Below are 25,724 nucleotides of genomic sequence, written 5' to 3' on the forward strand. Positions count from 1 at the left end.
CTGTCATTCCTCCTTGCGTATGGCCTGGAAGGCCTCCTTGAGCGCCGAAACCGGCGGGTCGTCCAGGTGGGTGGGTTTGCCCAAACCATCAAGAATGATAAACCGCAACTTGTTGCCGCGGGCCTTTTTATCCCTATGCATGAGCGCCAGTACCTGGTCGAAGTCTCCCCCATTCCACCAGGTTCGCAAGCCTAGGGAGGAAAGAAGCTGCCGGTGGTAGTCGACCGCATCCTGATCCAGGTGGCCGGTAATCCTGGCCAACTCGGCTGCGAAGACCATGCCCACAGACACGGCCTGACCATGCCGCCAGGTGAAGTGCTCGATCTTCTCGATGGCGTGGCCCAGGGTGTGACCATAGTTGAGGAACTCCCGCAAGCCGGATTCCTTGAGGTCCACTGAGACGTGCCGGGCCTTGACCTCTACGGTGCGTTCGATCAGATCCTGGACCACCGTGCCCAACCACTGGTCGGACTCCTGCCCGTCGAAGGAACGAAGGGAGTCGGCCCGCTCCTCAAGTTCACGCAGGATGCCGCCGTCCATGATGAAACCAGACTTGGCCACCTCGCCCAGGCCCTCTACAAAAATCTCGTTGGGCAGGGTCCGCAGGGTCCGCAGATCAGCCAGGACACCGGCAGGTGTATAGAAACTGCCGACCAGATTCTTGCCCTGCTCCAAGTTGATGCCGGTTTTGCCTCCGGTAGAGGCATCGACCATGGCCAGCAGAGAGGTGGGACAGTTCACATAACGGATACCTCGCATCCAGGTGGCGGCGATGAACCCAGCTTGGTCTGTAGCCGCTCCCCCACCTAGTCCTACAACCGCGTCGGAACGGGTGAAGCCCTCGGTGGCCAGGCGCTCCCAGATCCCTTGGCTGACCTGAATGGTCTTGCCGGCCTCCGCATCGGGAATGGTCAGATCCACCACTTGATACCCGGCCTGACGGAGGAGGGCACGGGCATGGTCCGAATGGCGCTGGACGGGCTGGGTGTGAATCAGGGCCACGCGCATGGTCTGGTCTCCAAGCATCTCATGCAACCGCCCGGTCACCCCTGCACCGATCCTGACATCGTAGGGGTCGGGACCGCTTACGTGAACCACCCGCTCAGTCAAGGCATCGGCCAGCCGTCTGGCCAGGGCCCGGGGGGTGGTGTTCCTGGATTTGAGGGTGATGGTGGCCAGCTCCTGGTAGACGCTGCGGCGCTCACGATAGAGGGCCATCCAGCGTTCCGATGCGGCACCGCGAAGAAGGGGGCGATGATCCGACCGAACCGCCCGACTGACCCCCTCCTCCGGGTCGATCTGCAGGTAGACCACAGCTCCGCCTGCCCGCCGATATTCCTGCAGCGCCTGAAAGACCTCGGTGCTCATTGGAGCACCTCCTCCCAGGGACAGGATTCCACCGGAAAAGTCCTTCAGCAGGTCCAGGATCACCCCGGTCTCCATGTCTCGGAAAGCCTGCTCGCCCTGAGCGTCGAAGATCTCACTGACCGATTGGCCTGCCTCTTCCTCAATGCACTGGTCCGTGTCCCGGAAGGGCGCCTTGATCAGGGTGGCTGTCTCCCTGCCCAGACGGGTCTTGCCCGCACCGGGCATGCCGATGACGACGGCTTTGGGCATGCTGTTGCTTTCAATCATGCAAGACCGCCCCTCACCGCAGATGCTCGGGCCAGGACTGAAGGTAGGCCTGGGCATTGCGCCGAACCTCTTCGAGCGAGTCGCCGCCGAACTTCTCCAAGGCGAATCGCGCCAGGGTCAGGTTCATCATAGCTTCGCCGATCACTGCAGCGGCAGGCACGGCGGTCACGTCGGAACGCTGATGGATGGCCTGGGCAGGCAGTCCGGTGGCCACATCCACCGTACGCAGAGCCCGCGGCACCGAGGAGATGGGCTTCATGGCGGCCCTCACCCTAATGGGCTGGCCGTTGGACGTGCCACCCTCCAGACCGCCTGCATGGTTGCTGAGCCTGCGAATGGTGCCGTCCGGACCGGGCTCCATTTCGTCATGGGCCTGCGATCCTGGACGATCAGCTTCGCTGAATCCGTCGCCGATCTCCACTCCCTTGATGGCCTGAATGCCCATGAAGGCGCCGGCCAGGGCCGCATCCAAACGCCGGTCGTCCTCCACATAAGTGCCCAAGCCCGCAGGCACGCCATAAGCGATGACCTCGAAGACCCCACCGGCGGTGTCGCCGTCCTTCTTGATCTGATCGATTCTGGCCATCATCCGCTTCTCAGCGTCCTTGTCCAGGGTCCTGACCGGCGAGGCATCCAGGGCAGGTCCGTCCTCAGGGCCGGGCGTGACTTCATGACCCTCCAAGCCGACACCGGCTATAGAGATGACATGGGAGACAGTTCGTATGCCCAAGGCTTGCTGCAGGAAGTCGGCAGCCACCGATCCCAGAGCAACCCGGGAGGCGGTCTCCCTGGCCGAGGAACGCTCGAGTACCGGACGCGCATCTGTAAACCCATACTTGCGCATACCGGTCAGATCGGCGTGGCCGGGCCTGGGCCTGGTCAGTGGTGCATTACGACCGGTGGCCGGGGGCTCCTGATCGGCAGGCAGCTCGTCCACACTCATCACCTGCTCCCACTTGGGCCACTCAGTGTTGCCGATCTCGATGGCCACTGGCGAACCGAGCGTCCGTCCATGCCTGACACCGGTCAACAGTCGCACCCGGTCCTGCTCAAAGCCCATCCGGGCCCCGCGACCATAGCCCAACCGGCGGCGGGCCAGGGCTGATTCAATATCCTTGGTGGACACGGCAACCCCGGCGGGCAGACCCTCCAACATGGCCACTAGGGCCTCTCCATGGGATTCCCCTGCCGTCTGCCAGCGCAACATATTCAAGCTCCTCGTTCGTTCCTCGTTTGCCAGGTTAGGGCTACGTATGATTATCTTAGAAGATGGTCTACCTCATCCCAGCGCCGGGACTGCTGATCGCCCTCCTCCTGGCCCTGATCGATATCCGCACCCGTCGAGTCCCACGTCTTCTGGTGCTCGTGGGACTGGTGTTACAGACCGTGGTTTTGCTGGTCTTTGCGCTGATCCAGGGTCGGCTGATGCTGCTCACGCAGTGCCTGTTGCTGACTCTGGCCTCTGCAGGCCTTCAGTTTCTGCTGGCCCTGGTCCGACCCGGTGCCCTGGGACTGGGCGACGTGACCGCTACGGGTCTGGTCGCCCTGAGCCTGTCAGTTCTGGGATGGACAACCATCCTGGTTTGGTGGTTGATGATGGGGCTGCTGGGACTGGTCGCACTGGCTTTGGTCTGGTTGGCACGCCGCCGCAGATCAGACAGAACAAACACCCCACTCTCGCTGGCCTATGTCCCGGTCATCCTCGCCGCAGCGGTAACGGCCTTAATAATCAATGCCTTCTAATGCCGTAGGCATCTAGTTGACAATTGAGACCCTGAAATCCAGGGGAAAAAGCGCTACTCGCCCTGCTGGCTGTGCTGGGACTCCCAGGCCTTGTACTCCTTGACATCGCGGTTGAACTGATCCTGATTGTCGCTGAATCTGGTCTCTCCCGTGTCCATATTGACGGTCACAAAATAGAGCCAGTCGCCCGACTCAGGGTGCATGACCGCCTGGATGGCCTCGTCTCCAGGGCTGCCGATGGGACCTGGGGGCAAACCCTGGTGGACCCTGGTGTTGTAGGGGTCATCGGCGTTCTTCAACATGGCATCGGTCAGCTTCAAGGCAGAGACATTGTTGGAGTATGCCACGGTGCTGTCCATGCCCAAGGGCATCCCCTTGGCCAATCGGTTTTCTATGACCCGGGCCACCTTGCTGTAGTATTCCGACTTGTTGACCTCGGCCTCGGTGATGGAGGCCGTATTGAGTATGGTCTGCCGATCCTGGCCACCAGGCACGCCCAACTGGTTCAGGTGCTCGATTCGCTTGGACACCAGATTGCTCAGGATGGCCTTGGCCGACCCAGCTTTGCGCACATCGTACTCGCCAGGCTGCAGCCACCCCTCGAAGTTGCCCTGTGCCTCCTGGGGCAGGATGCCCTCGCCCTTGGCTTGAATCAGGGCGTCGAATTCGCTCTGTGGAACACCGGAAAGCTGGGCGGCCCGGGCCACCACGTCGCGGACCCGTTCGCCGGCCCGCACCTGCAGGAAGCCTCCAGCCTTGCTGCTGTCGGTTAGAATGGCAACCACATCCGAGGCCTTCATACGCAAACGCAGATCGAAAACGCCGGGCAGAAGCCTGGATTCGGACTGGGCGCTGGTGATGGCGTGCAGGAAGGCTGCCGTGGACTTGACCACCCCGGCCTTGACCAAATTGGCACCCACCTGATCAGCACCCTGACCGCTCTCGACAGTAAACTCCAGGGGCTGTCCGCCGGGACCTGGATAGTCAGGGGCGACCTCCTTGGTGGCTACGATCCTGGGGGTGCCATGACGCAGCCCGCCTACCAGAATCACTACGCAGGAGGTAGCCAGCACAACAGCCAGGGCGATGATAACAATCATGATCTGCTTGCGATGCTTGCGCCTTTCACGCCGACGGCGCATTTCACGGCGCGAATGAGGAGGACGCGGCGGCATAGCGGAAACCGGGGTCTGCCCATCGGCAACCCACTGGACCTTGTTCTGGAAGAATTCCTGCATGTCGTCGGCCAATTAGCACTCCTTGTCGGCACGTTGGTCGTCCAGGGCCGACTGCAACAGCACTACAGCGGACTGCTGATCGACCATAGGACGATGTCTTCGCCCGTCTACGCGGGCATCATACAGCTGACGGTGGGCGCTGACGGTCGTCAGTCGTTCGTCTCGCAATACTACACTGGGCAGCTGCTCAGGGGCAATGTCTGCATCCTGGGCAGCCTCCTGCAGGCGTCCAGTCAATGCACGCACCCAGCGGACCGCCTTTTTGGCGCTGCGACCAGCCTGACCACTCAAAAGCAAGGGATGCCCGACTACAACCCTGGACACACACTTATCCATAATCAGGTCTTCCACCTGGTCCAAGGCTTGGAAGTAGTCGCCCTGAACCTTGATGTTGCCAGCGGGAAAGGCCAGGGTCAGCTCCGGGTCCGACAGGGCCAGACCCACCCTGGCCTCGCCAAGATCCACCCCCAGCCACACGGCTGTCTGTGATCCCACGGGAAGCTCAGCCTTCTTGGACCTGATCACTCAGGGCTTTCAAGGCCCGATCGATGGCCGAGGCATCCTGGCCGCCACCCTGGGCAAAGTCAGGCTTGCCCCCACCGCCGCCTCCCAGGATCTTGGAAGCCGTCCTGACCAAATCGCCGGCCCTGAGACCGCGGTCACGGGCCGCCTGGTTGGTGGCTACGAAGATGACGGGCTTGTCATCCTCGCTTACACCGGCCAGTGCGACCACAACCGGGTACTCCTCGCCCATGCGGGCCCGCAGGTCGGTCACCGTCTTGCGCAGAGCATCGACCGAGCCGAAATGTCCCATGTTCCGGGATGCAACCTTGACCTCGCCCGGGGCATGCAAGGCCTGGTTGGCCAGTTCGGGCACAGCCTGGGCCATCTGCTGCTCATAGGTGGCCGCCAGTCGGCGGTCGGACTCCTTGAGCTTGGCCAGCAGGGCCGAAATCCTCGACTCAAGCTCGTCAGGGCGGGCGTTGAGCTTGTCGGAAAGCTGAGAGACCAGGGCGTGCTCACGGGCGTTGTACTCGTAGGCCCCCTGGCCCACCACGGCATCCACACGACGAACGCCGGTGCCCACCGAGGCCTCGGACATGATGGAGACCGCGCCGATCTTGCCCACGTGGTCCACGTGGGTTCCCCCGCAGAGCTCCCGGCTCCAGCCGTCCTCGCCGATGGAGACCACACGGACCACGTCGCCGTACTTCTCCCCGAACAGGTGCATGGCTCCCAAGGCAATGGCGTCGTCGTATTTCATCTCCTGCGTGGTCACGGCCAGGTTGTCACGCAGGCGGTCGTTGACACGTGCTTCCACCGCATCCATGGCCTGACGGCTGGGTGCCTGCGACCACTGGAAGTCAAAGCGCAACCTGTTGGGCGCGTCCTCGGAGCCGCGCTGTGTAGCCTGGGGACCCAGCTCCTCGCGCAGGGCCTTGTGGACCATGTGAGTGGCGGTGTGCGAGCGGGCAATGGCCCCGCGACGGTTCCTGTCAATGGTGGCCGTGGCCTTGGCCTGCAGGGTCAGCGTTCCCTCGGTCAGCCGACAGCGGTGGATGGTAAGCCCCTTGATGGGCTTCTGCACGTCGTCAACCTCCAGGACGGCCCCATCATCGGTCAATATCTCGCCCTGGTCGGCCAGCTGGCCACCTGCCTCAGCGTAGAAGGGCGAGCGGTCCAGAATCACCTCAACCTGGGCAGGGGCCTTGACGGCCGGAACCGCCCCCTTACCCTCTTGGATGATGCCCAGGACGGTCGAGCGGCTGGAGAAGTCGGTATAGCCCAGGAAGACCTGAGGCTCGGCCAGGCTTTTGCGCATATCGTCGTAGACGCTCAGATCAACATTGTGCCGTTTCTTCATGGCATCGGCGCGGGCTCTGGACTTCTGCTCGTTCATGAGCTTTCGGAACTCGTCCTGGTCCACCTTGACGCCCTGCTCAGCAGCCATCTCGAGGGTCAGTTCGATGGGGAACCCGTAAGTGTCATGCAGGGTGAAGGCATCCTTGCCGGAGACCTCGGGTTCGCCCTTCCCGCTCTTGGCCTTGTTGACGGCCGTATCCAGAATGGCGGTTCCCTTGTCCAGGGTCCGGCGGAAGGCCAGCTCCTCGCCATAGGCCGATTCGGCCACCTCGGAGAAGGTGTCGTTGAGCTCTGGGTAGCTGGGGGCCATGGCCTCCTTGGAGACCGGGAAGAGCTGGGGCAGAACCTCCTGGTCCACGCCCAGCATCTTCATGGAGCGGATGGTCCGGCGCAACAGACGACGCAGCACATAGCCACGGCCAACGTTGCTGGGGCGGACGCCGTCGCTCATGATCATCAGGGCCGAGCGGACGTGGTCGGCCACCACACGGAAGCGCACGTCATCCTGGGCGTCATCGCCGTAGTGTCGGCCAGATAGACCCTCGGCAGCCTGGATGACGGGATAGACCTCGTCGGTCTCGTAGATGTTCTGCTTGCCCTGAAGCAGGTAGGCCAGGCGCTCCAATCCGGCGCCGGTGTCGATGTTCTTGTGTTCCAACTCGCCGACGATGTGCAGGTCGGTCTTGGAGCGGACATTGTCCACCTCGTAGTTTTCGAAGACCAGATCCCAGATCTCGATGTATCGGTTCTCATCGGCCGAGGGGCCGCCCTCCTTGCCATAAGCAGGACCGCGGTCCACATAGATCTCAGAGCAGGGGCCGCCGGGGCCGGGGCCGCCGGTGGTCCAGAAGTTGTCCTCCATGCCCAAAATTTCCATGTGCTCGGGGTCAAATCCCTCGTTCTTCCATAGGGAGCGAGCCTCGTCATCGTCGGTGTAGGTGGTCACCCAGATCGTATCGGGGTCGAAGCCGTAGCCCCCTTGATCCTGGGGCTTGGTCAGCAGGTCCCAGGCGTAGTGGATGGCCTCCTCCTTGAAGTAGTCCCCAAAGGAGAAGTTGCCCAGCATCTGGAAGAAGGTGCCGTGACGGGTGGTCTTACCCACCTCGTCGATGTCCAGGGTGCGCACACACTTCTGGTTGCTGGCCATCCGGCTCTTGGGCGGGGTCTGTTCCCCCAACAGGTAGGGGATGAAGGGGACCATGCCGGCGATGGTGAAGAGCGTGGTGGGATTGGGCGAGATCAGGGATGCGGATGGGACCACCAGATGATCCTTGCCCTGGAAATAATCGAGGAAACGCTTGGCGATTTCCGATGTGCGCATGCTGCTTCTGCTCCTTCAGACCCGGTGAATGCCGACGGGCTTGCGGGTTGTCCAAATGACTCGGTTGTCCGGGGCACGAACAGGTTGCCCGCACTCCGGACTCATAGCTGAATACGGTGATTTTACACCGACCAGGCGCATCTGTCCTGGTCTGTCCGCCCCAGGCTCAGCCCTGGAAACGGTCCAGATAGCGGCGGTCCAGCTCGTCCTGCCGCTGATGCATTGTCTGGGTGAATTGGCGCACCAATCCGGACAGGGTCCGGGAGGCCACCTGGTCCTGGTCCTCGCCCAGCACGAATTCCCGGGCACGCTTGGGGGTATTGGCCCTCACATAGGCCTCGGCCTTGGTCACCAGGACCACGCCTGTTGTCACGCCCAACCCCAGCCAGAAGATCCGTTTGAACATCAGCGGGTCCTCCCCTCGTTCCCATGGCCGTCATTGGCCTTTTTGGCTGTTGAGGACTTGGCTCCAGCGCTGTCACGCCCCCCTGAAAGAAATGACGAAATCGTCTTTCGCAAAGCATAGAGGAAGGCTGCTACTTTGATGACCGGCTTGCCCAGCATTGATCCGTACAGATCGGTCAGAGCACCGACGTTGCCTGCAGTGGTTGAGGCCGCTGCTGAGATGCGATTGACGTCAGTCAGAGTCTGGTTGAGTTGAGTGACCGTGCTGGTGGACTCGTCCAGGGTGGGCACCACATGATCGCCCGTCTGCTTGATGGTCTGCGCCAGCTGATCGAAGAGCTTCCCCAGACGAATCAGGGGATAGATCAGAAACCCCGCCAGGATAGCGAAGGCAATAGCCGCTATCAGGCCGGCAATCTGTCCTACGTCCATCTGCTACCTCTCTTCCATTGGTACGATACTGGGGACAACGCTAGCACGCGCCGTCTATCAGTCCAGGCCATGACCGGCCTGTTGAAGCCGGTTCAGCGATTGAAGGACCGTACCTGCAGGGCCCGCTCAAAGGGGGCATCCGTATCGAAGTCGAATATGGTGACGCTTCCATTGCTTGGGCGGCTGCTGGTGTCATATCTGCCCCCGCCGAAGCGATTGACCAGACTAAGCAAGGTGTTGCCGTGCGAGATCAGTAGGACGCGGTCGTCATTCTTCAGGTGTTGGTCGGAGGCAATCAGGGCGAATCCGCCGGCAATCCGCGTCCAGTACTCGTTGTCGGACTCGGCATCGCCAAAGGGATCTGCCTCCTTGAGGAAGTCCCTGGTGGCGGCCAGGCCGAAACGGTCCACGATCTGCTGGTAGGTGCCAGCTCCATGAGGCGCACCTGCAGCCCACCAGGCCATGGCCATGTCCTGTCCTTCGAAATAGCCGTAGAACTGCTCACGGAAGTGGCTGTCACTGACCGGCTCAGGCTTCTTCTCCGACTGGTTCTGGTCCAGGATCCTGTGGACTGTCTCTTGGGCGCGTGTGGTGTCCGAGCAGTAGGCGGCCGCAAAGCTCACCTGGCTCAATTTGTGGCCTGCACGGTCGGCATCCTGCAGCCCCGATGAAGTCAGCGGGGAGTTGGACCAGCCCTGGAGACGGTTGTAGCGATTGAAATAGGTCTGTCCATGGCGGACAGCATACAGATGGAGCAACATGCCTCTATTATCCCACCCATGCCTCGGCTGGGGCGGCAGGTCTTGGCACGCAAAGGGCCCCGGACAAACCGGGGCCCCAAAGTTGCTGGCGATCAGCGAGCGTAGAACTCGACCACGTACTGGATGTTAATCTGAACCGGAATCTCCTCCGGCTCGGGCTTGCGGACCAGGCTGGCCTTCAGGGAGGCCAGATCCACGTCCAGGTAACCGGGGACTGCGGGCAGCACATCCCGGTGGACGCCTTCTGCTGCGATCTGGAAGGGAACCATGGTCTGGCTCTTAGGCTTGACCTGGATGGTCTGGCCGGGCTTGACCCTGTAGGAGGGCCGATCCACGATGTTCCCGTCGACCAGGATGTGGCGGTGGACCACGTACTGACGGGCCTGAGCGGTGGTGCGGGCGATGCCGGCGCGCAGGACCAGGTTATCCAGGCGGCACTCCAGCTCGCGAAGCATTGCGGCACCGGTCTGGCCGGACTCGTGGGTGCCCCGCTCATAGGCGGCACGCAGTTGCTTCTCAGAGACGCCGTACTGGGCGCGCAGCCTCTGCTTCTCCCGCAGACGGACGGCGTAATCGGACTCGGTGCGACGACGGCTGCGGCCGTGCTCGCCAGGGCCATAGGGGCGCTTCTCGAACAGGCGCTGAGCCTTGGGCGTCAGGGCAATGCCCAGAGCACGGGACAGGCGGACCTGCCGACGTGCACGCTGAATGTTAGTCATTGATGCAATCCTTACTTGCTTCTGTCGTTATCTGAACGAAGACGGCCGGAACCGTCGAGTCAGGCCTCTCCAATGCTTCACCGTGACAAGCACGAACGACCTTGCGGCCGCCGACCCATTGATGGGCTGAGACTCCAGATAGATTCACGCACAAACGCGCAAACCAAGTGTTTATTAAACCATATGTGCCCGACCTGCCAGAGAGAGTGTTGTGATATGTTCATACCAACGGTCGGTATGATATTGAGGCAGGAATAGCAACCTCACCAACCAATCGACGACGGCTCATCATCATCGACCTGAAAGGAAAACGACCATGGCCCGCAACGCACACCCTGAGCTGACGCAGGAACGAATCATCAAAGCCGCAACCGGGCTCTTCACCAGCCGGGGCTACGACAAAACCAGCATGCAGGACATCATCGATGCGACCGGAGGCTTGAGCAAGGGAGCCGTCTACCATCACTTCCAGTCCAAGGAAGACCTCTTTGATGCCGTGGCCGATAGGTTGATGAGGACCATGAGCGAGACAACCGACAAGACCCTACCCCGGACGGAACAAGGCACGGCATTGGAGCAGCTGCAGTCGCTCTTCTCCCCCGGGCGAGCGCGAAAGAGACTGGAGGCCGCGGAGCTGATGTTCCGCAAATTCAATCCAAAGGCTAATCCCAAGATGATCGGCATGGAATTTACCGCCATGGTGGACGAGCGGGACGACTTTGTCGATCTCTTGAAACAGGGCAATCAGGACGGCTCACTGCACGTGGACCACGTCGAACAGGCCGCGGAGATTCTCCGCTTGCTGGCCAACATGTGGCTGCTGCCCTTCTTTCGCCGTGGCACGCAGGCTGAACTACGCACCAGAGCAGCCTGTTTCTTCACGATCATGCAAAGCTTGGGTATCCCCCTGCAAGACCAGGGATTCTCCGACCTGCTGGCATCCTTCGGTACCGACACCAAGGGCAACAACAAGGGAAAGACTGAAAGCGAAGGCGGTATATGAACCCGCCGGCTAGCGACCAAACCCCAAACATGGGCCACTCCAAGGGCAAGGGGCTGCTGACACTGCCATTCATTGCTCTTCTGACGACTGAGATCCTCTCCAATCTAGGGCAAACATGCTTGGTCTTCGCCCTCCCGCTTCACCTGCTCAACATCTCAGGATCGGCATCACTTTATGGCATGGCATCCGCTCTGGCAGTCCTTCCATCCATTCTCCTGACCCCCCTGGGCGGAGCTCTGGCCGACCGGTTGCACAAGCAGTCCACCATGGCGGTGCTGGACATTCTGTCGGCATTGACAGCACTCTTTTACATCCTGATCAGCCGCAAGATCGACCCGGTTTTTTTGACCGTGGCCTGCATGATGCTGGTCAATGCCTATAGGGCCTGTTACAGCCCAACGGTTCAAGCAGCCCTCCACTGCCTGGTAGACAGAAAAGACCTGACCCGCGCATCAGCCCTGGTTTCCCAGGCGATCTCCCTGGTAGGAATGATCGGACCAGTATTGGCCGGCATGGTCATGGGCTTCTTCGGAATCATGCAAGTAGTCGGGGTTGCCGCCTTGGCCTGTCTTCTCTCTGCCGTCTGGATCAGAATTGCGGTCAGGATTCCCGAACCAGCACAGGGCACCTCCCAAGGTCCAAGAGGACTGGTGAGCCATCTGGTCGCGGACACCAAAGCTGCTGCACAATTTCTGGTCAGGCATGGCAACCTCAAAGTGGTCATAGGGCTCAGCCTGGCGGCCAACTTGATCTTTGCCTCCTACGTCAACGTGGCACTGCCCTATATGGTCACTCGTACGCTGGGTCTGAACAATACCATGCAGGGGCTGGCCGAAGGAATACTGGCCTGCGGGAGCCTGCTTGGAGCCATCTTGGTGTCCGTCCGCCCAACCTGGTTCTATCTGCAACGGATACCCATGCTGCTCTCGGGCAGCGCCCTGGTCCTCCTGCCCATTGCAGCAGGACTGCTCCTGCATTTGCCGACTCATGTCCTCTTCGCCCTGGTAACCGGATGCATGGCTCTGGCCGCGGGAATGGTGCAGGCGGTCAACATCACCTCCCTTTCCTATGAGCAGATTCATACCCCTGCAGGGCTGATAGGCAAGGTGATAGGACTGACCAACAGCCTATGTATGTGCGCGATTCCACTGGGACAGGCCACCTTCGGCCCGCTGATCGACCACTGCCCCATGACCCTGATCATCGCTGGGGTGGTCACGGTGACACTGCTGACATGTGCGATTGCCAGGCTGGCCATGAATCCGGACGAATAAATGGCATGGCATATGCCCTTTTTTGAATGCCGCGCCGGCGCTTTTCGCCATTGACGACCAAAGGTCCATTACTTAGCGACGTAGACGCATTAGCATCTCAATAAGGCTGACAGGCCTTACTTTATTGAGGGTACTGTCTTGCAAATCTTCTGAGTGAAGGCTTCGCGGCGTTCAGGTGTATCAACTTTCGAGTCGATACGGCCCAGAATGCTGGCCCCAGTGAATTTGATGCCACAGAATTTTAGGATGGAATACTTCCAACGTGTCACGGTGGAACCAAACATCTTGGATACGAAGGCCGGCCCATGGCTACTGCTGATAATTTGCGCCGTCTTGCCCTTGAGCAGCCCCTCCGATTTAAGGCTGCTCTCATACCGGTAGGCAAATTGTGGCGTGAGTACTCTATCCAACCAGCCCTTGAGGATGGCCGGCTCACCTGCCCACCAAATGGGGAAGACGAAGACCAGATGATCAGCTCGGGCGACCATGCTTTGATAACGCTTAGGCGCTGATTCGTCCTCCATGTGCTTGACATAGCCGTAGCGAAGCACCGGGTCAAAGTCTTCCTGGCTAAGGTCGATCATTTCGACTGTGTGACCCCTACGCCGGGCAGCTTGTGCATAAGCCTTGGCGTTGGTATGGCTAAAACTACCTCCATAGGGCGATCCTTGAATAACGAGTATGTTCATATCGTTTACTTCTTCAGTTATGCTGCATTTGGTTTAGGCACTATCGAAAACCTCTGCCAGCTCTATTATCTAAAATAATTTAATATTTGGTAGATTATCATAAGCAAAACTGTTGACAGAAAGATGATATGAATGCAGGAAAACTACCCGATCATACTGGGGTCGGAACTGACAGGAGCGACCAGGGTGGCGCGGGTGCGGGTGAGGCGTGAGACCATGAGACCGACACAGGCATAGGCCAGAGCGAACAGGGCAACCACGATCAGCGGAAGACCCCAAGATGTCAGACCTGCTGCACGTGAATCCATGATTGATTGGACAGCGGTGTTGTACCACCAGCCAGGAGTCAATTTGCCGATGGTTTGCATGACCGGAGGCAGGGGGCCTCCCGAACTTGACCCGGAGGTGAACATAACCACCAAGCCGAAGATGACCCCTACCGAGTTTATGAGAGAAGAGGAAGGATTGAACTGAGCAAGCATGAATCCAAAGGAGGCCGCCGACACAGCGAATATCAGCATGACGAAAAAGCTCAGCAGCACCCTCCCCCAGCCAAGCGAAGCCAAAGACACCCCTGACGCCGCCATGCTGAAGGCGACGAGTGCCACGTAATATATCCAGGAGAAGCCTGCCAGGATGAGGGCTGCTGTGAGCTCCTGTCCGTTCAGGCTACTTGAACGCATTGGAGAGGCAAGCAGGCGTCGATGTCGGTCGGGAGAACTGAAGGCTCCGAAAAGCGTAGCAACACAGACCGTCAGCGCTGTCATCAAGGGAAAGGCAGCCAGGCCGACGGTGGTGGCGAAACCTTCCAAGAGGGCGCCATGGTCATCATCCTTTGGGCTGGCATGGATGCTCACATGTGGTTGGTTGCTGGCATAGTGCGATACTGCATAGGCAGCCGCATCCTTGATCGCCGCAGACGAATGCAGATCCATGGGACCGTTTTGGCCCAGATCTGGTAGCAGAGCAGTACGAAGAGCATCGAAATAACTGTCCACCTGCAGTTGTGCCAAACTGCCGCGGCTGGAATTATAGGAGGCAGCTGTTTCAACTTTAGGGAAACCAAGGGCTTTGCTACCGCTGTGAGCTTGGGCAGCAGTATCTTCAAACGCATCAAGAAAGCGTTGGCCATACCCCGCTGGAATGATGACGGTCAAATCGCTTTTGCCGGATACGTTGGCATCCTGCAGGGCCTGGGGTCTATCTTCGACTGTCACCAGTTGGGCCGACTTGCCCAGATACCGCTCCAGACCTTGGCCCAGCTCACAACCAACCTGGTTGCCGCGGTCCCTGTTGATAACGACTATTTTCGCCTTCGCGGGTTCAAAGCGACCAACCGAGCTTGAGGCATTGGCACGTACCGCGGCCTGCATGTTCGTGGAACCGATGACAATCATGATGAGGCTCATGCCCACCAGATACAAGAGGAGGTAGAACTTATGCGCCCAGATGACGCGCAGCGCTGTTTTACAAGTATTCATAACGTTGTTTCCTTAGGAACAGACCGCAAATGGCCAGGAAGACGGCGGCCATGATAGCCAGGATGCCGCAGGTGCGGGCAAAGGGTGCCAGGCTGTCGTAGTAGACGATGTCGTAGAAGAGGTTGGAGACCTGCTTGACCGGGTTGATCAGGTGGAGGATCGGAGCATGCTCCTGGATGGCGTTATTAAGGTCCATAGCCAGGCTGCCGTAGAGGCCGATAAAGGCACTCAGCGTGCAGTCGATGCCTATGACCAGGCCAACCTTCGTTTCGGTCGAAAGTTTAGGGATCGCTCCCATCATAGAGCCGAAAGCGGTAGCCATAAAGGTGCCCACGGCGATGGCTACGAGGGCTATCGGGTCACGACCACCGGTTTGCACGCCGCATACTGTGCGGACGAAGATGTATGCGACCAGAAGGCTGACTGCGGAGAAGAGCCAGGAGGCCAGGAAGGCGCCCGCTGCCTGCCGCCACTTGGAGCTGGGAGAACTGGCCCGTCGGGCTCCCAAGGCTGAAAGGTTGGGCTGAGTCCTGGCAATCATCTCTGCTGCGGTGCTGGCGCCGATAAGGCAGGCCATAGCGAGCACGGCAAAGAAGTAAGGTGCGGTCATCGAAGGATTGATATGGGTCAGACGGATTTGCTTAGTGTAGGTCTGTTGGCCGGAATGCAGCAGTATTTGAGTATTTGGCAAGGCCAAGGTTGAGCTTGCCAAGTTGGCCTGATTGAAGCTGACTAGCGAGGCGGAGAGAATAGAAACCGTTATGCCTTCTGAGGCAGTTGAGTCGGATTGGATGTTGGCGGCTTCACGATCGGACAGGACCATGTTGACCCGTCCGTCAGAACCAGCGTACAGGTAGCCGATGTCCTTCCGGCTATCCAGACGTGTGTCTGCTTCGGCCCTGGAAGCCACTGTCGTCGGGATAAGCAACTGAGTGTCAGCGGACCCGGCCTTGGGTTTCTTCGATAGTGATGAAACCAATTCGTCAGCGCCCAGGTTGGCTTTCCAGTTGGCGTCAGAGACTATGGCGAAATGTTGCGCCTCGGCAGTGTAACCGTCCTGGAGGTTGCCCATGATGCCCAGCATCAGAGCGGCCAATATGACTGGAAAGGCCAGTACCCAGAAGAGGGAGGAGGTATTGCGTATCGAGGTCTTGACGTTGATCAGGAATGAGTTCCACATAGATATGTGCTCCTTACGGCAATTGAGCCTAGGGACCGCGCTCAGTCGCGTAGTTCCTTGCCGGTCAGTTCCAGAAACACGTCGTTCAAGGATGGCGGACGGCTGGTCAGGTGGCCGTAGCTGGTCTGGGTGGATTCCAGGACCGTCAGGACATCCTGCAAGTTGTGCTCGCCCTGCCGGCAGTGGATAACCAATTCCTTGCCGTCATAGTCGACGGACTGGGCCAGAGGCAGAGCACGGATCTTGGCCAGTGTAGACTCCTTCAAATCCAGTGTCTCGACAGTGACCTGCTCGCCGGCCTGGACCATGCCCTTGAGTTCCTCAGCAGTGCCTAGGGCAATCTGTCGGCCGTGGTCCATGATCATGATGCGCGTGCAAATCTGCTCCACCTCCTCCATGTAATGGCTGGTGTAAACAACGGTGGCCCCCTGGGCGTTCAGCCGCTCGATGCCTTCCAGGATGGCGTTGCGGCTCTGGGGATCCACGGCGACGGTAGGCTCGTCAAAGAAGATGAGGTCGGGCTGATGGGCGATGCCACAGGCGATGTTGAGCCTGCGCAACAGACCGCCCGACAGCTTGCCGGGGCGGAACTTGCGGAAGTCGCCCAGCCCTACGAAGTCTATGGCCTGCTCCACCAGCTCCTTGCGGTCGGCCTTCTTGGGCACATAGAGGGAGCAAAAATAGTCGATGTTCTCCTGCACGTTCAGTTCGTTGAAAACAGCCACATTCTGAGGAACCACGCCGATATGACTTTTGAGGTCATAGGAGGTCGGGGTCATCTCCTGCCCGAATATCCGAACCGTCCCCGATTCAAAGCTGAGCAGGGCCAGTATGCAGTTGATGGCGGTTGACTTGCCTGAACCATTGGGACCAAGCAGTCCAAAAACTTCGCCTTGATTGACTTCCATGTCGAAGTGGTCCAAGGCCACCATGTCACCGTAGCGCTTCACCAATGCATTGACCTTCAAGGCCGGCTCTTGCTCACGTGAACTGTTCATGATTCCATCATCCCAGCTACAACTGGCCCAACACCATGACAGCCGTCATCAATGTTGTGGATGCTCAAATCAGACCTATGACATTTGTCATGGGTGGTCCTGCCTGCGGATAGGCTCAGGAACGGGTAGCCCGCCAATTACTATTTGAGACAATAGGGCAACAGGGCGAGGAGACATTCATGGGCAGGATAGCTGGCTGGCTGGTCCTGCTTGGTCTGGGGACCTTATGCGGATCATGGTATGGTTCAGAGATTTCAGGAATCCTGATCGCAGGCCTCTTGGCCTCAGTAGCCGCAGGAGCCCTGTGCGAATGGCTGTTGCCAGCGCCGGGTTCCATGTGGGGTGGCGCTCTGGTGTCGCTTTTGGCAACGTTTATACCAGACTGGCTTTTCTTCTTGCCAGCGCTGGCCTTTGAGGCGGGGGTCGGATTCGGAAGCATCGTCCCGGCTACCAGGTCAGTCGGTATGAAGGTCCCCCAGACCAAAGACTCTGGGCTGGTCTGGCCCAGGCTGCTCTTAGCCTTGCTGCCGGCATTCTTTTGGCTGATACCTGGCATGGCCGACCTCATACAGTTCAGAGGCCTCCCCCAACGCTATGCCCTGCTGATTTTATTGACCTCAGCACTGGCGCAAGGCGGCGGACTGACGTGCGCGCACTTGGCCGTAGCCAAGGGTCGTGTATGGCAGATTGAAGACACCGAACGCTACAGGATCCGCCAATTGCATGGCCGCATCAGCGACCTGGACGAGGAGAGGGCCCAAGCAACCCGGATGGCGCACTTATCCGAGCGGACCCGGATCGCGCGAGATATTCATGACAATGTAGGCCACCTACTCACTCGAGCCATCATGCAGACCCAGGCTGGCCGGGTGGTTGCTCAGAGCAAGGGCGATCAGAGCACCGAGCAAGTCTTTGATAGTGTCGGAAAGACTTTAGACGAAGCCATGACCACAATTCGTCGTTCGGTGCATGACTTGGAGGATGAGGGCACCGACTTCGCATCCCAAATGGAGGATGCCAGCTCCGAGGCTTCTATGGGGCAGCTACAGGTTGATCTGAACAACGGCATTAAGACAGCGCCTGCACCAGTGTGCCGTTGTCTGGCCAGCATTGTTCGTGAGGCCCTTACCAATACGGTCCGCCATTCTTCAGCCAAGTCAGCGCAAGTAATTCTGCGCGACCTCCCAGCCTTCTGGCAGATGGTGGTGCAGGATGACGGCGCGATCCAGCAATCGCAGCCTTACAGCTCGCGTCTTAAGAAACCAGAGCTCCAGCGCGGCATGGGGCTGGCCGATATAGAGGCCAGGGCCAGAGCCCTGGGCGGCACAGCCAACAGTGGACCCAACCAAAAAGGGTGGAAGGTCTTCGTATCCTTGCCAAAGGAGCCCTGGTTCAACCGCAGTGCAACTGAGCACGTAGAGGATAGGAAGGTAATGGCATGAAAGTCGCTATCGCTGATGACGATCCGATCGTCTGCTCGTCCCTGTCAACAATTTTGACGGCAACCGGCACTGCAGACGTGCTCTGGACTGCCAATGACGGTCAGTCAACCCTGGATTGTTACCAGGCAGCTGATGGGAGGCCTGACGTGCTGCTGCTTGATGTGCAGATGCCTGGCATGGATGGCCTTGAGGCGGCGGATCGCATCATCGCCATTGATTCGACTGCACGAGTGCTCTTTCTGACCACCTTTGCGGACAAGGAGTATATTTCCCGCGCCCTGGCCTTGGGTGCCAAGGGCTATGTGATCAAGCAGGACGTGGCTTCAGTGGTGCCGGCCCTGCAAGCCGTCATGGCGGGACAGACGGTTCTTGGAGCTGAAGCAGTGGCTAATCTGTCACTCGGCAAGCAAGCGGAGCAGACGCAAAAAGATCCAGCCAACCCTCGCCCAAGACGCTTCCAAACACTGACTGACCGCGAACGTGAAATCGTCGCTCTCGTTGCCGATGGCCTCGATAATCAGGCCATCGCCAGGCGGCTCTATCTCAGCGAGGGCACCGTCCGCAATCACATTTCCGCTATTCTAGCCAAGACCAACCTGGGCAACCGGACCCAGCTCGCCGTAGAATGGCTATCCTTGCAAGAAAGATGAGCGCATAGGCTCGACGGTCTCGCCCCTGGACAGGCTCCGAGTCGTGATTGTTCAGAGCTTTTCGATTGGTGCCAAGCGCAGCATCAGCCTCTTGGTCCCCTCGGAACCGAAGTCCACGGTCAGGACCGAGTTGTGCCCCTTGTCCTGAATGTCGACCACCTTGCCCAGGCCATACTGGTCATGGGCCACCCTGTCTCCCAGGGAGAAGTCCTGAATAGACAGGCCATTCGACTTGGGCTGGGCCGAGGCCCTGCCAGCGTGCGTGGTTGACGATGAGCTTGCTGTGCTGCGTCTGGTCGTGACCCTGCCATTTCTTGAGGAGGAGCCGCGAGAGCCATACCCTGATAATCCAAACGAACGCTGTGAGGAGGTTCGCGAGCGCCCATACCCATACCCGCTGCGGGAAGAGCCAAACCCGGATCCGGAGCCAAAGCCACCGAATGAACGATGACCGAATGCACGGCCATCGCTTTCATCCTCGAAACCACCGAATTCGTCCTCGTCATCACCCAGGTCCCAACCTGCGCGCATCCGCTCGTTTCCTGCCTGTCGACGCTTCCAGTCGATCAACTCGTCAGGGATGTCGTCCAGGAACTGGCTAGGCAGCATCTCATTGACCTGCCCCCACTGAGAGCGGACGGCCGCCCGGGTCAGGTAGAGACGCCGCTTGGCACGAGTCACGCCCACATAGGCCAGCCGACGCTCTTCCTGCATCTCATCGGCATCTTCCAGACAGCGGGAGTGCGGGAAGGTTCCCTGCTCCATACCGGTCAGGAAGACCACAGGATACTCCAGGCCCTTGGCTGTGTGCAGGGTCATCAGCGTCACCTTGCCTGAGTCGTCGCCCAGGCCTGGCAGCTGGTCCGAGTCGGCCACCAGTGCTGTGGTCTCCAGGAAACCGGCCAGCGTAGCGTCAGGAGTCTTCTGCTCGAACTCGGCGGCCACGGACTGCAACTGGCCAAGATTCTCGAGCCGCGAAGCATCCTGCGGGTCAACCGACTTGCGAAGCTCATCCAGCATGCCGGACTCCTCCAGAACCTTCTCGACGATCTGGGACGGCTTGGTATCATGCTCTGCGGCAAAGCCGGTCAGGGAGGTGATCAGATCACTGAAGGCCTTCATCCGCTTGACCATCAGCGTGGAAGCCCCGGGCACCTCCTCTATATGTTGCACCCCCGCCCAGAAGGAGACCTGATGCAGATCCGCATAGGAGGTCGCCGCTGCCTCGGCACGTGCGGCCAGACCCCGCTTGGGCACGTTGAGTATCCGCCGCATGTTCACGTCGTCCTGGGGATTGGCGATGGCGTGCAGATAGGCCAGTGCGTCCTTGATCTCCTTGCGCTCGTAGAAGCGGGTCCCACCCACCAGCTGATAAGGCAGGCCGGCATTGATCAATCCCTCTTCCAGGGCGCGGGACTGGGCGTTGGCCCGGTACATGATGGCCATGTCGGAGTATGGAATGCCTTCCTCACTGCGCAGCCGGGCGATCTCAGTGGCGATCCAGGCGGCCTCCTGCTGGGCATTGTCGGCTGCGTAGCCCACGATGGGCTCCCCCTTGCCAAGGGCGGTCCAGAGTTTCTTGGGCTTGCGTCCCTCGTTCTTGACGATGATGGCGTTGGCCGCATCCAGAATGGTCTGGGTGGAACGATAATTCTGCTCCAGGAGGATGGTCCGGGCTCCGGGGAAATCCTTCTCGAAGTCCCTGATGTTGCTGATATCAGCCCCTCGGAAGGCATAGATGGACTGGTCCGAATCCCCCACCACGGTGATCCAGGCGGGATCCTGCTTGTCAGCATCGGCGCCCGCCAGCTCGCGCATGAGCACGTACTGGGCATGGTTAGTGTCCTGGTACTCGTCCACCAGCACGTAGCGGAAACGATGATGGTAGTACTGCGCCACCATTGGGGATTGTTGGAGCAACTGGACCGTACGTACGATCAGATCATCGAAGTCGACAGCATTGGCCTGAGCCAGCCGATGCTCATACTCGGCGTAGATTACGGAGTAGAGTTCCTCCTCGTTGCCGAAGCGGGCGGTGATCTGCTGGCCGCGCTGACCGGGCCGGTAGTCGGGGGCGTACTCCTGCAGTTGCGTGCGCCAATCCTGCAGGTTGTTCTTGTAGTCAGATATGTGGCTCAGAATGTTTCTTGGGGTGTAGCGCTTCAGATCAATGTTGAGATCCTTGCCGATCAGCTTGATCAGGCGCTCGGAATCGGCTGTGTCATAGATGGTGAAGCCCGATCGCAGGCCGATCTCCTTGCCATCTCGCCTCAGAATACGCACGCAGGCTGAATGGAAGGTGGACACCCACATGCGGTCGGCCACAGGCCCGATCAGCCGATGCAGACGTTCGCGCATCTCGGAGGCCGCCTTGTTGGTGAAGGTGATGGCCAGAATCTGACTGGGCCAGGCGCCAAACTGACTGAGGATCCAGGCGATTCTACGGGTCAGCACCCTGGTCTTGCCCGAGCCTGCTCCTGCTCCGATCAGCAGGGCCTGCCCCTGGTATTGCACTGCCTCGGCCTGCCGATCGTTGAGCCCCTTGAGCAGCTCCTTGGCGCTGCGCTGAATCAAGTCCGGTTCCTCGTTCACAAGCCACCTCTTGCCATCTGGTCTCGGTCACCGTCACAGGCCGGATGGCACACACCCGGCAACCAAATATTTCTACCACAAAGCGGTGTCATCGACCTTGGCTCACGGATTAGCCAGCAGACATAAAAGACCCCGCCCGCTTCTGATAGGGAAAGCGAACGGGGTTTAGTCGGGGAAGCCGAGATGACCCAGTCAGTTGCGCACTTGATCCTTGGCGTTGTTGACAGCCTCAGTGGCGCCCTGCTCGGCCTTGGCCTTGCCGACCTTGGCATCGGCCTTGGCCTGGTCCATCTTGTCGGAGGCGGCGTCCTTGGCGTCACCCAGCTTGTCCTGGGCAGCGTCCTTGGCGTCGCCCATCTTGTCGGCAACGGCGTCCTTGGCATCGGATGCCTTGTCCATAACGGTGTCTTTTACATCGCCTGCGACGTCGGAAATCTTCTCGCCGGCAGACTTCATGGCATCCTTTGCATCATCCAGAATCCCCATATGGTCCTCCTTAGGTCCTTTAACGCACCGCGACGATGCGTGACCATTGCGGTCAATTTTCACTGTAACAGTCAGGGCCTTGAATCCGCGGATTGACGGGCTGACACGCCAGGAAGACACTCCAATCCGCTGGAGGTGAAACCCGGCGGATCCAGACAGCCGGACCACAGTCCCAGAACCGGGTTATCTTGGTGTCTATCCGTCGGGACCATCGGGGCCCCGCTTTCATGACGACAAGGACGATGACATGCAGGAACTTGAGGAGCGAATCCGCCGCCAGGGCACGGTCAAGCCTGGCAATGTACTCAAGGTGGACGCCTTCCTCAACCATCAGTGCGACGTGCGGCTCTTCGACCACATGGGTGCTGAATGGGCCCGCCTGTTCGCTGGACACCAGATCGACAAGATTCTGACCATCGAGGCATCCGGCATCGGCATCGCCTGCCTGGCCGCCCGCCATTTCGGCGACGTTCCAGTGGTCTTCGCCAAGAAGACCCAGTCCATTAACCTCGACGGCGACCAGTACACAGCCCGCATCTACTCCTTCACCAAGCAGCGCGAGTACCCTGTCATCGTGGCCAAGCGCTTCCTCAAGGAAGGCGAACATGTACTGATCCTTGACGACTTCCTTGCCAAGGGCAACGCCCTGCACGGTCTGATCAACATCTGCCATGACGCCAAGGTCGTCATCGAAGGCATCGGCATCGCCGTGGAGAAGGGATTCCAGGAGGGCGGCCGCACTCTGCGCGAAGAGGGCTACAACCTCAAGTCCCTGGCCATCGTGGAAAGCATGGACCCGGATCAGGGCACCATTACCTTTGCGCAGAATCCTGCCTGAGTCGGTTGGTTCCCAGTCCGGGTCGCATAGACAATAGCTTCAGTCCACTTGATGCTCGCTGGTGCCGCCCTCCAGAATGGTCTTCACGTCGTTCAGGGAGATGTTGACCATGGCGTTCACGGCGGCATCGGTGTAGAAGCCGATGTGGGGCGAAACCTCCACATTGGGCATGGCCTTGAGGGTCTCCAGGGCCTGGTTATCGACCTTGGTCCCGCTCAGATCCTTTTCGAAGATGCCAGCCTCCCCCTCGATGGTATCGATGGCGGCACCCGCGATGGACTTGGTCTGCAGGGCCTTGATCAGGGCCGGAGTGTCCACAATGGGGCCGCGGGCGGCGTTGATCAGGAAGGCCGAGGGCTTCATGGCATCCAGGGCCTGGGCATTGATCAGATGGTGTGTGGTCTCGTCCAGCGGCGTATGAACGGTGACGATGTCGGCACGTTTCAAAAGGGTGGGCAGGTCCACGTAATCAAGTGTGTCTGCCAGCTCGGGACGGTGGACCGGATCGTTGGCGATAACCGTGGAACCCAGGGCCCGGAAGATTCTGGCCACGGCCGATCCGATCTTGCCAGCTCCGATGATCCCCACAGTCAGGTTATGAATCTCGTGGGCCTGAAGCCCAGCCCAGGTATAGTCGTCCTTGGCCTCGCGAGCGCTGGCCTCCCCCAGATGCCGGACCAGACGCATGACCTGCGCCAGGACCAGTTCGGAGACCGACCGGGGCGAGTAGGCAGGCACGTTGGTGACGACCAGCCCGTTCTCCCGAGCAGCCTGCAGGTTGACGATGTCATACCCGGTGATCCGCAAAGTGAGTTGCTTGAGACCATACTCCTTGAGCCGCTGGTAGAGCTCGGGCTCGGGCAGGGCCGCGTGCTGCTGGATGACGATGCCGTCGTATCCCTTGATCATGTCCACGGTGCTCATCCCCAGATCGTGGTCAGTGGTATCCACTTGAATGTCATTGGCTTGCGCCCAGGCCTGGATAGCCTCCTGCTCGTCGGGACGTACTGAATACATAAGAATGCTGGTCATTTTTCCTGTCCTTTGCAACAGTCTTCATTGATGGTTATTTGTTGGTTCCCGGATGAATCGCTAGAGCAATCAGCTGCGATTTTGAGCGCGCATATAGTCGCCGATCCGCTCCACGGCTGTGTGCAGGTCCTCCATGGAGGCAGCGTAGGAGATGCGGATGTAGCCCTCGCCCCCGGGTCCAAAGCTTGCCCCGGGGATTACCGCCACCTTGGCCTTGCGAGCCAGGTCATAGACGAAGCTCCAGCTGTCGCGCATGCCCTCGGGCAGCCGGGCGAAGATATAGAAGGCGCCCTTGGGATCAATGACGTCCAACCCGACCTCGGGCAGGGCCTTGACCAGATAGTCCCGCCGTTTACGGTATGCTTCGCGCATCGGGTCCGTGTCATTCATACCCTTGGTCAAAGCCTCCTGGGCCGCATACTGGGCGTTGGTGGTCACCGAGGTAATAGTGAACTCGTTGACCTTGCTGATCTGATCTATAACGTCGGCGGGGCCAGCTGCGATGCCGACCCGCCATCCAGTCATGGCATGGGACTTGGAAACCCCGCCAAGAACGACTGTCTGCTCGGGCAGGATAGTGCCCATGGACACGTGAGTACCCTGGTAGGTCAGCTCGGCGTAGATCTCATCGCTGAGCACGAAGAAGCCGTGCTGGCGCGCCACCTGGGCCAAAGCCTCCAGATCCTCACGGGCATAGGTCACGCCGGTGGGATTGGTGGGATAGTTGAGCACCAGGGCTTTGACCGGACCCTCGCTGTTTTCGACGGCGGCCTCCAGCTTGTCCGGCTTGAGAATGAAGCCGTCCTCGGAAGTATCTACGAAGACGGTCTTGGCGCCGCTCAGCTGGGCGATGGGAATATAGAGCGGGAAGATGGGCGTGGGCAGAATGACCGTATCACCCGGGTTGATCATGGCGGTAAGGCCCGAGAAGATGCCCCCGGTGGCACCGGCCGTAATCACAATCTGGCTGTCAGGGTCGTAGTCCAGCCCGTACTTGGCGTGAAGATAATCGGCCGCCGCCTTGCGGAGACTAGGCATGCCGCGGCTTTCGGTGTAATGACTGTGATTGTCTTGGATGGCCTGGATGCCCGCCTGCTTGACATGCTCAGGGGTGAAGAAGTCAGGCTCCCCCAGGGTCAACTTCACAATGCCGTCTATTCCGGCAATCTCCTTGTTGAACTCGAGAATGTCGCTCGGTGCCAGAGCTTTGACCCTGGCATTCATATGATCCGCCAATGTCATTGGCTTGTCCTTTCCCATGCGGTTACTACAACCATTGTCGCTGGTGCTGTCCTACCGACTATGCGGTGACGATGCACGGGAAATGCTGTCGACGACTGCAGGGCCGGTGGGTTCCGATCCGTGCAACCGTTCCTACAAGGCACCGGGCGTCACAGATCGAATCCGTGCCACCAATAGGTAAATCGTGTGCCCTGCATGCTGAAACCTCCTACGGAATCTACAATCAGCATTATTTCTAAAATACAGCGAAGTTCCAGCAATCTTATAAACGCGACCATTATTTGACCAGACGCTTGCATTTTGCGGACGCGACAGGCACCCCAAAATAAACGTGCCTATGACAAGACAGACCAGATTAATCTCGAAATTTCAGAGATTTATCTTAAGGTTCCCTTGGGAGTCTCTCGCAAGCCGCAGCCTGCGAATCCGTAATCAACACATTCAGATAGCCCTTCCCATGCAAGCTCATCCCATACCGAAGCATTGATCGTTTGTATCCTGAGTCCTATCTCTTCACTACGGTCTGTAAGCTATGCTCGGCAAGAACGAATTCGGGTAAAGGTCTTGTCAGAGTTGTGTCACACTCCAAACTCGGACGCGAGATTCGCCTTATCCGACTGTTGGGCCCCTGCATTGAGATCTCTGTCATATACTTTGCCTCAAAGACAGGCAAGAGACAGAATTCTTGGATGTGCCGGGC

23 protein-coding genes are annotated in these 25,724 nt (G+C 59.3%); 6 read left to right on the plus strand and 17 right to left on the minus strand.

Annotated features, from left to right (window positions below):
* Positions 1 to 3 precede the first annotated feature (3 nt).
* Positions 4 to 1,635, minus strand: coding sequence for a bifunctional shikimate kinase/3-dehydroquinate synthase (locus tag CI603_RS06165; RefSeq protein ID WP_121913449.1), 1,632 nt, complete (start codon positions 1,633 to 1,635; stop codon positions 4 to 6).
* Positions 1,636 to 1,648: 13 nt separating this feature from the next.
* Positions 1,649 to 2,842, minus strand: a complete 1,194-nt coding sequence (gene aroC / locus CI603_RS06170) for a chorismate synthase (protein ID WP_121913450.1) — start codon at positions 2,840 to 2,842, stop codon at positions 1,649 to 1,651.
* 62 nt (positions 2,843 to 2,904) lie between these two features.
* Here aroC and CI603_RS06175 point away from each other — a divergent pair, with 62 nt between their 5' ends.
* Positions 2,905 to 3,378 (plus strand): prepilin peptidase, encoded by a 474-nt coding sequence (locus tag CI603_RS06175; RefSeq protein ID WP_121913451.1) that lies wholly within the window; start codon positions 2,905 to 2,907, stop codon positions 3,376 to 3,378.
* Positions 3,379 to 3,431: 53 nt separating this feature from the next.
* On the opposite strand, the gene mltG is transcribed toward CI603_RS06175, so the two are convergent.
* The 7 genes from mltG to rpsD all read right to left on the minus strand — a co-directional run bounded on the left by mltG (position 3,432) and on the right by rpsD (position 10,117).
* Positions 3,432 to 4,628, minus strand: coding sequence for an endolytic transglycosylase MltG (mltG, locus tag CI603_RS06180; protein ID WP_121913452.1), 1,197 nt, complete (start codon positions 4,626 to 4,628; stop codon positions 3,432 to 3,434).
* Positions 4,629 to 5,111, minus strand: coding sequence for a Holliday junction resolvase RuvX (gene ruvX, locus CI603_RS06185; RefSeq protein WP_121913473.1), 483 nt, complete (start codon positions 5,109 to 5,111; stop codon positions 4,629 to 4,631). It lies immediately after the preceding gene.
* A gap of 7 nt (positions 5,112 to 5,118) precedes the next feature.
* Positions 5,119 to 7,800 (minus strand): alanine--tRNA ligase, encoded by a 2,682-nt coding sequence (gene alaS, locus CI603_RS06190; RefSeq protein ID WP_121913453.1) that lies wholly within the window; start codon positions 7,798 to 7,800, stop codon positions 5,119 to 5,121.
* Between the two features lie 166 nt (positions 7,801 to 7,966).
* Entirely contained in the window at positions 7,967 to 8,206 is a 240-nt protein-coding gene (locus tag CI603_RS06195; protein WP_046322979.1) for a hypothetical protein, read from the minus strand.
* Positions 8,206 to 8,637, minus strand: a complete 432-nt coding sequence (locus tag CI603_RS06200; RefSeq protein WP_121913454.1) for a DUF948 domain-containing protein — start codon at positions 8,635 to 8,637, stop codon at positions 8,206 to 8,208. The genes CI603_RS06195 and CI603_RS06200 overlap by 1 nt, the downstream gene beginning before the upstream one ends.
* 92 nt (positions 8,638 to 8,729) lie before the next feature.
* Positions 8,730 to 9,398 (minus strand): histidine phosphatase family protein, encoded by a 669-nt coding sequence (locus CI603_RS06205; RefSeq protein WP_110425305.1) that lies wholly within the window; start codon positions 9,396 to 9,398, stop codon positions 8,730 to 8,732.
* Positions 9,399 to 9,490: 92 nt separating this feature from the next.
* The gene (rpsD, locus tag CI603_RS06210; RefSeq protein ID WP_015021916.1) at positions 9,491 to 10,117 is read right to left on the minus strand and encodes a 30S ribosomal protein S4; all 627 of its coding nucleotides are present in this window, start codon (positions 10,115 to 10,117) and stop codon (positions 9,491 to 9,493) included.
* Positions 10,118 to 10,433: 316 nt separating this feature from the next.
* On the opposite strand from rpsD, the gene CI603_RS06215 reads away from it, so the two are divergent.
* Both CI603_RS06215 and CI603_RS06220 read left to right on the plus strand, forming a co-directional pair.
* Positions 10,434 to 11,120, plus strand: coding sequence for a TetR/AcrR family transcriptional regulator (locus CI603_RS06215; protein WP_121913455.1), 687 nt, complete (start codon positions 10,434 to 10,436; stop codon positions 11,118 to 11,120).
* Complete coding sequence (locus tag CI603_RS06220) at positions 11,117 to 12,394, plus strand: MFS transporter (RefSeq protein ID WP_121913456.1); 1,278 nt, start codon at positions 11,117 to 11,119, stop codon at positions 12,392 to 12,394. Before CI603_RS06215 ends, CI603_RS06220 begins: the two co-directional genes overlap by 4 nt.
* Before the next feature lie 116 nt (positions 12,395 to 12,510).
* Here CI603_RS06220 and CI603_RS06225 read toward each other — a convergent pair whose 3' ends face one another.
* From CI603_RS06225 to CI603_RS06240, 4 genes are all read right to left on the minus strand, one after another.
* The gene (locus CI603_RS06225; RefSeq protein ID WP_121913457.1) at positions 12,511 to 13,083 is read right to left on the minus strand and encodes an NAD(P)H-dependent oxidoreductase; all 573 of its coding nucleotides are present in this window, start codon (positions 13,081 to 13,083) and stop codon (positions 12,511 to 12,513) included.
* A gap of 143 nt (positions 13,084 to 13,226) precedes the next feature.
* Positions 13,227 to 14,564 carry an ABC transporter permease gene (locus CI603_RS06230; RefSeq protein ID WP_121913458.1) on the minus strand — a complete coding sequence of 446 codons (1,338 nt, stop codon included), beginning with the start codon at positions 14,562 to 14,564 and terminating at the stop codon, positions 13,227 to 13,229.
* Positions 14,551 to 15,744 (minus strand): ABC transporter permease, encoded by a 1,194-nt coding sequence (locus CI603_RS06235; protein ID WP_121913459.1) that lies wholly within the window; start codon positions 15,742 to 15,744, stop codon positions 14,551 to 14,553. The genes CI603_RS06230 and CI603_RS06235 overlap by 14 nt, the downstream gene beginning before the upstream one ends.
* Positions 15,745 to 15,785: 41 nt before the next feature.
* Positions 15,786 to 16,742, minus strand: coding sequence for an ABC transporter ATP-binding protein (locus tag CI603_RS06240; protein ID WP_046322986.1), 957 nt, complete (start codon positions 16,740 to 16,742; stop codon positions 15,786 to 15,788).
* Between the two features lie 179 nt (positions 16,743 to 16,921).
* Here CI603_RS06240 and CI603_RS06245 point away from each other — a divergent pair, with 179 nt between their 5' ends.
* Together CI603_RS06245 and CI603_RS06250 are read left to right on the plus strand one after the other, a co-directional pair.
* A complete protein-coding gene (locus CI603_RS06245) occupies positions 16,922 to 18,184 on the plus strand; it encodes a sensor histidine kinase (protein WP_121913460.1) in 1,263 nt (420 codons plus the stop codon).
* Positions 18,181 to 18,834 carry a response regulator transcription factor gene (locus CI603_RS06250; RefSeq protein WP_121913461.1) on the plus strand — a complete coding sequence of 218 codons (654 nt, stop codon included), beginning with the start codon at positions 18,181 to 18,183 and terminating at the stop codon, positions 18,832 to 18,834. Before CI603_RS06245 ends, CI603_RS06250 begins: the two co-directional genes overlap by 4 nt.
* A 51-nt stretch (positions 18,835 to 18,885) precedes the next feature.
* Here the strand turns inward: CI603_RS06250 and CI603_RS06255 are convergent, their stop codons facing one another.
* Positions 18,886 to 21,426 (minus strand): UvrD-helicase domain-containing protein, encoded by a 2,541-nt coding sequence (locus CI603_RS06255; RefSeq protein ID WP_121913462.1) that lies wholly within the window; start codon positions 21,424 to 21,426, stop codon positions 18,886 to 18,888.
* A gap of 192 nt (positions 21,427 to 21,618) precedes the next feature.
* Entirely contained in the window at positions 21,619 to 21,912 is a 294-nt protein-coding gene (locus CI603_RS06260; RefSeq protein ID WP_046322990.1) for a hypothetical protein, read from the minus strand.
* A gap of 247 nt (positions 21,913 to 22,159) precedes the next feature.
* Here CI603_RS06260 and CI603_RS06265 point away from each other — a divergent pair, with 247 nt between their 5' ends.
* Positions 22,160 to 22,750 carry a xanthine phosphoribosyltransferase gene (locus CI603_RS06265; RefSeq protein ID WP_121913463.1) on the plus strand — a complete coding sequence of 197 codons (591 nt, stop codon included), beginning with the start codon at positions 22,160 to 22,162 and terminating at the stop codon, positions 22,748 to 22,750.
* Positions 22,751 to 22,789: 39 nt separating this feature from the next.
* On the opposite strand, the gene CI603_RS06270 is transcribed toward CI603_RS06265, so the two are convergent.
* Together CI603_RS06270 and CI603_RS06275 are read right to left on the minus strand one after the other, a co-directional pair.
* Complete coding sequence (locus tag CI603_RS06270; RefSeq protein ID WP_121913464.1) at positions 22,790 to 23,782, minus strand: D-2-hydroxyacid dehydrogenase; 993 nt, start codon at positions 23,780 to 23,782, stop codon at positions 22,790 to 22,792.
* Positions 23,783 to 23,851: 69 nt separating this feature from the next.
* Positions 23,852 to 25,024: an aminotransferase class I/II-fold pyridoxal phosphate-dependent enzyme gene (locus tag CI603_RS06275; RefSeq protein WP_121913465.1), complete on the minus strand. Its 1,173-nt coding sequence runs from the start codon at positions 25,022 to 25,024 to the stop codon at positions 23,852 to 23,854.
* Between the last annotated feature and the right edge of the window lie 700 nt (positions 25,025 to 25,724).

Origin of the sequence: Bifidobacterium sp. wkB338, from assembly GCF_003688325.1 — a bacterium.
GTDB classification, from domain to species: Bacteria; Actinomycetota; Actinomycetes; order Actinomycetales; family Bifidobacteriaceae; genus Bombiscardovia; species Bombiscardovia polysaccharolytica.